Genomic DNA, 694 nt, shown 5'->3' with positions numbered 1-694 from the left:
CAGCTCTTATGGCATTAAAAGTAATGGTACACTCTGGGCATGGGGTCGCAATGATAAAAGCCAGTTGGGCGATGGCACCACCATCAATCGAAGACAACCCATACAAATAGGCACCGATACTGACTGGGTAGCAGTACAAGGCGGCGCCAGGCACGCCATAGCCCTAAAAAGCAATGGCGCACTTTATGCTTGGGGAGAAAACGCGTTTGGTGAACTCGGCAATGATAGCGATATTCCCGCTACCACACCATTGCTTATCCCTGTAACAGGTTGTACTCTCAACGTAGCAACCTTTGATAAAGAAATAGTTACCCTAGCTCCCAACCCTTCAAAAAATGAAGTAAATTTAACTTACAGCGGTGTAGAGGCTAATGCAACCGTTAGTTTATACGACCTTTCGGGTCGTGAACTGGACACATTTGACCTGAGCCAAACCAACGGCACGCTCACAATGAATACCCAGCACTATCCTAATGGTATATACCTTGTTGTAGTGTATAACCAAGACCGCATTATAGCACAAAAAAAACTATTAATTACCCATTAACAATAACAATACAACAACCCGCACACAGTGTGTGGGTTGTTTTTTAAATACCGTATTCCTTATGAAAACACTACTTACACTACTACTGAGTTTTATAGCACTACACAACACGGCATCTGGGCAGTGTTTTACTAAAATTAGTTCGGC

1 protein-coding gene is annotated in these 694 nt (G+C 43.4%); it reads left to right on the top strand.

Going from position 1 to position 694, the window contains the following annotated elements; translation table 11 throughout:
- The coding region (locus WFZ85_RS16035; protein WP_342697261.1) for a T9SS type A sorting domain-containing protein at positions 1-547 on the top strand (547 nt) is incomplete at its 5' end.
- Positions 548-694: the final 147 nt, after the last annotated feature.

Source organism: Flavobacterium aureirubrum (assembly GCF_038739835.1).
Classification (GTDB): domain Bacteria; phylum Bacteroidota; class Bacteroidia; order Flavobacteriales; family Flavobacteriaceae; genus Flavobacterium; species Flavobacterium aureirubrum.
The sequence above is the reverse complement of the archived record's forward strand: the minus strand, read 5'-3'. Positions and strand labels throughout refer to the sequence as shown.